Below are 6,853 nucleotides of genomic sequence, written 5' to 3'. Positions count from 1 at the left end.
ATGGAATAAAAGTTATTACTTTTCAGATTCTGCAGATTCTGATACTGGCTTGTTATCTTCGTTTACAGACTTATTTGCATCATCCTGCTTAGCTTCTTCTGCTTGTGCAGCTTCTGCCTCTTCATCGCTAATAAACGCTGGACGCACATACAATCTGTTTACAGCGCGGAAAGATACTCGCATCAAGCTACCTTCTGAATCGATAACAATCTCTTCATACTGCGTATCTACGCTTACAATCTTGCCGATAATGCCGCCAATTGTAATAATTTCAGTGCCTGGCTCCAAAGATTCATGGAAGGAACGCATTTCAGCTTGACGCTTCTTAGCATTGCGAGTCTGGAACATCATCATGCAAACCATTGCTACAACGAGAATAATAAGCATGCCATACTGCTGGAAAAATTGAGGCAAAGTAAACTCCTTAAGTATCCAACCCTAAGACGGTCGAAATGCCGTCCAAGTTAATTATTTTAAGCTAGCTCACTGACATTACTAGGCTCTTTAAAGCCCAAATGTTTCCAAGCTTTACTAGTTGCAACACGACCTTTAGGAGTGCGAATTAAGAATCCTTCACGCACTAAATATGGTTCACATACTGTTTCAACAGTTTCAGCTTCTTCACCAACCATTGCAGCTAAATTATTAAGACCAACCGGTCCACCGTTAAACTGACAAACCATAGCCTTCAAAACTGCAATATCAAGTCGATCAAGACCTTGCGTATCAATCTGGTATAAAGCTAACGCTTCAACAACAGCTTCATGATTTACTTCTGACAAATCATGCACAATAGCCCAATCTCTGACACGCCTCAACAAACGATTCGCTATACGAGGAGTGCCACGAGAGCGCAATGATAGCTCTTTAGCAGCTTGATCAACAAGACGAATCCCTAAGACTTTAGCAGATCGTTCAATAAGTTTTTCAAGCTCTTCGTGAGGATAAAAATCAAGATGAGCAGTAAAACCAAAACGAGCACGCAATGGAGAAGGCAACATTCCTTCCCTAGTAGTAGCTCCCACTACGGTAAAACGAGGAAGAGTTAACGGTATTGATGAGGCGCCAGGACCTTTACCCACCATAACGTCAACGCGAAAATCTTCCATAGCAATATAAAGCAACTCTTCTGCAGCACGAGGCAAACGATGAATTTCGTCAATAAACAACACCTCACCTGCATCAAGCGCGCTTAGTATAGAAGCTAAATCTCCAGCATGCTGGATAGCAGGACCTGAAGTAATTCGAATAGGAACTTGCAATTCATTAGCAACAATCATTGCTAATGTAGTTTTTCCCAATCCAGGAGGGCCTGCCAATAACATATGGTCAGGCGCAACATCACGCTTTTTAGCAGCATCTAAAAACAGTTGCAATTGCGCTTTTAAAACTGGTTGGCCAATAAAACCTTCTAATGCGTGAGGACGAAGCTCCTCATCACTGAGTTGCTCATTTCCTAAAGGAGTTGAAGAAACCATGCGTAAGGATTCTTCAGCAACACCAGTATTTAGCGCAGAAGCATACTTTTCACTCACTTCAACTCCCCCAATACTAGATTCTTTACAAACATGATTACCTACCTCTATCAAGTGAAGCTAATGCCATTCGTAAGACATTAGGCAAATCTGCATCAGATATAGGAGTTGAAATATTATTCTCTGCACAGACTTGCTCAACTGCTCTTTGAGCGTCAACTTGTCTCCAACCCAATGAAACAAGACCCTCTATGACGCATTGCACGCTAGAATCAACAATCTGCTTATTAGATTGAGTAGAATCATTAGAACTATCTGCCAGTATTGAAGGATCAAGAGAACCCTTCAATTCCAAAATAATCTTCTGCGCACCCTTTTTCCCTAAACCAGGCGCAGAAGAAAGAGAAGTTACATCTCCCTCAGAAATAGCTTGTAAAAGACGATCAACATTCAAAGTTGAAAGCATAGAAAGAGCAACTTTAGGACCAATTCCACTAACTTTTTGCACTTGCAAAAACATTCGTTTAGCAGCTTGAGTTGTAAAACCATAAAGAGTTAAAGCATCTTGCGAAACTTGAAGCGACGTATAAACGCGAACTTCCTGCCCTTCATGCAAAGAAGACAAATCTTGAGAAGGCATATAAGTCTCGTAGCCAACTCCAGAAACAACAATAAGCGCAGAACGAGCATCAATTGACGCAACTTGCCCAACAAGCATTCCAATCATAAGCTCACTCCTACTTAACAAAAACTCATAACTTAAAGCACATAAAGTCAAATACAATTATAATAGAACATCTGTTCTATTAATATCCTACATGTCTCGAACGACAGAAGAAGATTTACGCGCCTGAGCTTGAGCTAAAGCCCATTGTTTCTGCGCAGCAGTTAGATGCTGCTCGCGTTCGCCACCTTGTAAAGCACCAGAAGGACGAAGAGCATGACAAATAGCTTGAGCTAAAGCGTCGGCAGCATCAGCAGGAGTAGGCAAAACATTAAGACCAAGTAATCGCGCTACCATGCGCTCTACTTGAGGTTTTTGAGCTTTTCCGTTTCCAGCTACAGCAAGTTTAACTTCAGTAGGAGTGTGTAAAGCAACAGGAATATTGCGCTGAGCTGCAGCAAGCATTGCGATACCAGCAACCTGTGCAGTGCCAAGAACAGTATTTCGATTTTCTTGCGCAAAAACACGTTCAATAGACACAGTATCAGGCGAAAAACGCTCAATTTTTTCAACTAATCCGTTATAAATCTTTAAAAGTCGCAAATCTTGCGAAAGATCAGGCTCAGACCTCAACACATCGACGTGAATAAAAGAAAGCCGACGCGAGACGCCGGCTTCAATCACGCCGACCCCGCAGCGAGTAAGCCCGGGGTCAACGCCCAAAATCATCATAGGAGACTATTCATCTTCCTCAAGCTGAGCCATAACCTCATCTGAAGCGGTCCAGTTGCTGTAAATATTCTGAACATCGTCCAAGTCATCGAGATTATCGATTAAGCGAGAAACTTTTTGAGCATCTTCGAAGCTTAATTCAACCTCATTGTTTGGATGCATAATGATATCTGCAGAATCATAGTCGAAACCAGCTTCCTGCAAAGCCTTACGCACAGTTACCAAATCACTGGAATTGGTGTAAACAGAATAAACATCACCATCATCAGCAACATCTTCAGCTCCAGCTTCAGCTGCAACTTCGAAAAGCTTATCGTAGTCAACGCCTTCGGATGGAACCTCAATCAAACCTTTACGTTCGAAGTTGAAGCTCACGGAACCGCTTGTCGCCAAAGAACCGTTGCCCTTAGTAAGAGTTGAACGCACATCAGCAGCAGCACGATTACGGTTATCAGTAAGGCATTCAATAATCAATCCAACACCTGCAGGAGCGTAACCTTCGTAAACGATTTCTTCATAGTTTGCGCCGCCAGCTTCTTCACCAGAACCACGCTTTACAGCGCGCTTGATGTTGTCAGCAGGCATGGAAGCCTTCTTGGCTTTAACGATGGCATCGTACAGCGTAGGGTTACCATCAGGATCGCCACCACCCAAACGTGCAGCAATTTCAATGTTCTTAATAAGCTTGGCAAAAAGCTTGCCACGCTTTGCGTCGATAGCGGCCTTCTTGTGCTTTGTAGTCGCCCACTTGGAATGACCTGACATGATACTCCTAAAACGTACAGTTAACCAAACGAAACGATTTTATTGCGCTTTCGCGACAAATTTTATTTATCTTTTATATCAAGCCCATGCTTTACTTCAAAAATACGCTGGAAAACTGTAATAATACCGCCAACAGCAAGCAGAATCATAGCAAAACTCAACCAAAAAAGTTGATTTGTAAGACCAACAAGCCCCATAGCAACAAGAATCACGGCAACTCTATCTGCACGAGTTATTAAACCTTTTTTAGGATCTACATTTATTGACTGACCGCGAGCGCGAGTGTATGAAGTTATGAAAGCTGCCATAAGAGCAACCAAACAGCTTAATAATCCTACATACTTTATTGCATTGCCATTCAAAGTTGAAATCCAAGTGCACATATTTTTTTCGTGAGCTTCATACAAACAAATGCATACAGAGGAAAATAATGACCAGTCTGCAATGCGATCGAGAGTTGAGTCAAGAAATGCACCAAATTTTGTGCCGCCTGTTGTCAAAGCAGCAACAGAACCATCTAAACTGTCTGCAAGCACAAAAATAGTTAAAAATATAGTGCCAACAACAAACTGTTTAGTAAAAGCAGTAACAAAAGCAATAATAACTACAGCTATTGTGCCGACAATTGTTACACAGTTAGCACTTATGCCTAATCGGACTAGCAATTTTGCAATTGGAGAAATAGTGCGCTTAAACCCACTGCGTAATGATTCCAACATTGAATGCAACCTTCCTAGCGTAATCAAGCAAATAAAACTTGGGTTCAATAAACAATCCCATATTAGTCAATCGGCTGTAATACACACAAAAGCCCACACAACTTTAAGAAGTGTGGGCTTTTGCTTATTTCGTTTATTTATTGCAATTTAATTTTCAAGCGAAACTGTGCTGCTTAAGTAACGTTATTTAAGTTACATAACTTAAATAGCTTATGCTACTTAGTGTAGCGCTCAAAATCTTCTGCAGTATTGACCTGAACGCGCTGCTTAATGATGGACAAAATCCACTCTTTAGCTTGCGAAACAGGAACGCCATTCAATTGGCTGCCATCGCGGAAGCGGAAGCTCACAGCATTGTTGTTCACATCCTCTTCGCCAGCAATCAAAGTGAAAGGCACTTTAGACTTAGAAGCGTTACGAATCTTCTTGCCGAAGCGATCGTCAGAGTTGTCCATTTCGCAACGAACCATATTCTCTTCCAAATCGCTAATCAACTTTTGCAAGTGTGGAGCGAACTCATCTGCAACAGGAACGCCAGTCACCTGAACTGGAGCCAACCATGCTGGGAATGCGCCTGCATAGTGCTCAAGCAAAATAGCGAAGAAACGCTCAATAGAGCCAAAGAGTGCGCGGTGAATCATCACAGGACGCTGGTGGCTACCGTCAGCCGCAATGTACTCCAACTTAAAGCGCTCAGGCAAGTTGAAGTCGAGCTGAATAGTAGAAACCTGCCAAGTGCGGCCGATTGCATCGCGAGCTTGCACGGAAATCTTCGGGCCGTAGAATGCAGCTCCACCTGGATCGTCCACGAGTTCCAAACCAGACTCTTTAGCAACCTCTGCCAAAGTATTAGTTGCTTCTTCCCAAATCTCGTCGGAACCAACGAACTTGTGCTCATCCTTAGTGGAAAGCTCCAAGTAGAAGTCGTTCAAACCGAAGTCTTTAAGAAGACCAAGCACAAAGTTAAGCAAGCTCTTCAACTCATCGCGCATTTGCTCGCGAGTGCAGTAAATATGCGAATCATCCTGAGTCAAGCCACGAACACGAGTTAACCCATGCACAACGCCAGACTTTTCGTAGCGATACACAGTACCAAACTCAAACAAGCGCAAAGGAAGCTCGCGATAAGAACGCTGGCGAGACTTGAAGATCAAGTTATGCATTGGGCAGTTCATTGGCTTCAAGTAGTAGTCAGCACCTTGGCGAGTTACGTTACCGTTTTCGTCGCGCTCTTCGTCAAGCTTCATTGGAGGATACATGCCATCCTTGTACCACTGCAAGTGGCCGGAAGTCTCATACAAGCCACCCTTAGTAATGTGCGGAGTTTGTACGAAGCTGTAGTGATGCTTGCGATGCTGTTCGCGGGAATAATCTTCCATTGCGTTAATAATTGCAGCACCTTTTGGATGGAACACTGCTAAGCCTGGACCAATCTCATCTGGGAATGAGAACAAATCCATTTCTTGGCCAAGCTTACGATGATCGCGCTTAGCAGCTTCTTCCATGCGAGTTGTATAAGCTTTAAGCTCTTCCTTACTAGGCCAAGCAGTTCCGTAAATGCGCTGAAGCATAGGATTATGCTCCGAGCCACGCCAGTAAGCTGCAGCAACACGCTCAAGCTTAAAAGCCTTAATATAGCGAGTGTTTGGCAAATGAGGTCCACGGCACAAATCGCTCCAAACTTTATTGCCTTCGCGATCCAAATTGTCGTACATGCTAAGCTCATGCTTGCTAATTTCGCCAGCAGCAGCCGGATCAAGAGCAGCTTCCTTATCCCCAATCAACTCCAACTTATAAGGTTGATTTGCTTCTTCAGCGCGCGCTTCATCTTCAGTTACAACGCGACGACGGAAGCTTTGAGACTCTTTAATAATGCGCTGCATATGCTTTTCGATTTGCTTCAAATCGTCTGGCGTAAATGGAGTATCAACATCGAAATCGTAGTAGAAGCCGTCTTTAATTACAGGACCTACGCCCAACTTTGCGTCTGGTCGAATTTCTTGAACAGCTTGAGCCATCACGTGAGTAGCGGAATGACGCATGATTGCGATGCCATCTTCACTATCAAGGGCTACTGATTCCACGGTATCGCCGTCATGAAGAGGCGTGTACAAATCACGCAACTCGCCATTTAAACGCACGGCAATAATATTCTTATCTTCCGCGAAAAGTTGGGCGCCAGTGAAGCTTGCATCCACCTCCTTGCGTTCCTTGTTTACGGTGATGGAGATGGTATTTTCAGCCATAATTGTCCTTTTCTATCGGGGTCTTGCGTTACTAATGTGCAGACCTGGACTTGTGTGGCGTCGATAAACTTACGCGATTAAAACATAAATAAAACGCGCAAAAAACGACGTCAATCGCACGCATTTTTCACGCGCAATTCGTTGATATTCTAGGACAACAGAACGACTTTTAAGGCACTTTTGCTAAATAGCGTTTTCGGCTACTTTTTCTCGCCTTGCATGCAATCTTGATGAAAAATCATTAATTTTTAT

General features: G+C 43.2%; 7 protein-coding genes. All 7 read right to left on the bottom strand.

All coding sequences use genetic code 11. The features are described 5' to 3' along the window. Positions 1–15: 15 nt before the first annotated feature. On the bottom strand, positions 16–414 hold the full coding sequence (gene yajC / locus A5294_RS05595; protein WP_004574313.1) for a preprotein translocase subunit YajC: 399 nt from the start codon (positions 412–414) through the stop codon (positions 16–18). A 59-nt stretch (positions 415–473) separates the two neighbouring features. Beyond that, complete coding sequence (gene ruvB / locus A5294_RS05590; protein ID WP_217428681.1) at positions 474–1,478, bottom strand: Holliday junction branch migration DNA helicase RuvB; 1,005 nt, start codon at positions 1,476–1,478, stop codon at positions 474–476. Positions 1,479–1,572: 94 nt separating this feature from the next. Next, complete coding sequence (ruvA, locus tag A5294_RS05585) at positions 1,573–2,202, bottom strand: Holliday junction branch migration protein RuvA (protein WP_064340661.1); 630 nt, start codon at positions 2,200–2,202, stop codon at positions 1,573–1,575. Positions 2,203–2,289: 87 nt separating this feature from the next. Then, positions 2,290–2,871, bottom strand: coding sequence for a crossover junction endodeoxyribonuclease RuvC (gene ruvC / locus A5294_RS05580; RefSeq protein ID WP_004106546.1), 582 nt, complete (start codon positions 2,869–2,871; stop codon positions 2,290–2,292). A gap of 6 nt (positions 2,872–2,877) precedes the next feature. Next, positions 2,878–3,636 (bottom strand): YebC/PmpR family DNA-binding transcriptional regulator, encoded by a 759-nt coding sequence (locus A5294_RS05575; RefSeq protein WP_004106544.1) that lies wholly within the window; start codon positions 3,634–3,636, stop codon positions 2,878–2,880. 62 nt (positions 3,637–3,698) lie between these two features. Further along, complete coding sequence (locus tag A5294_RS05570; protein WP_064340660.1) at positions 3,699–4,355, bottom strand: CDP-alcohol phosphatidyltransferase family protein; 657 nt, start codon at positions 4,353–4,355, stop codon at positions 3,699–3,701. A 215-nt stretch (positions 4,356–4,570) separates the two neighbouring features. Then, positions 4,571–6,601 (bottom strand): threonine--tRNA ligase, encoded by a 2,031-nt coding sequence (thrS, locus tag A5294_RS05565; RefSeq protein WP_032842485.1) that lies wholly within the window; start codon positions 6,599–6,601, stop codon positions 4,571–4,573. Positions 6,602–6,853 lie beyond the last annotated feature (252 nt).

Source organism: Gardnerella sp. 30-4, assembly GCF_001641215.1.
Lineage (GTDB): Bacteria > Actinomycetota > Actinomycetes > Actinomycetales > Bifidobacteriaceae > Bifidobacterium > Bifidobacterium leopoldii.
This window is presented reverse-complemented; position numbering and strand designations above follow the sequence as displayed.

What these genes read in the sequence shown, in the direction of transcription:
- ruvB (WP_217428681.1), bottom strand. Translation starts at nt 1,478, where the DNA reads ATGGTTTCTTCAACTCCTTTAGGAAATGAGCAACTCAGTGATGAGGAG.
- ruvA (WP_064340661.1), bottom strand. Translation starts at nt 2,202, where the DNA reads ATGATTGGAATGCTTGTTGGGCAAGTTGCGTCAATTGATGCTCGTTCT.
- ruvC (WP_004106546.1), bottom strand. Translation starts at nt 2,871, where the DNA reads ATGATGATTTTGGGCGTTGACCCCGGGCTTACTCGCTGCGGGGTCGGC.
- A5294_RS05575 (WP_004106544.1), bottom strand. Translation starts at nt 3,636, where the DNA reads ATGTCAGGTCATTCCAAGTGGGCGACTACAAAGCACAAGAAGGCCGCT.
- A5294_RS05570 (WP_064340660.1), bottom strand. Translation starts at nt 4,355, where the DNA reads ATGTTGGAATCATTACGCAGTGGGTTTAAGCGCACTATTTCTCCAATT.
- thrS (WP_032842485.1), bottom strand. Translation starts at nt 6,601, where the DNA reads ATGGCTGAAAATACCATCTCCATCACCGTAAACAAGGAACGCAAGGAG.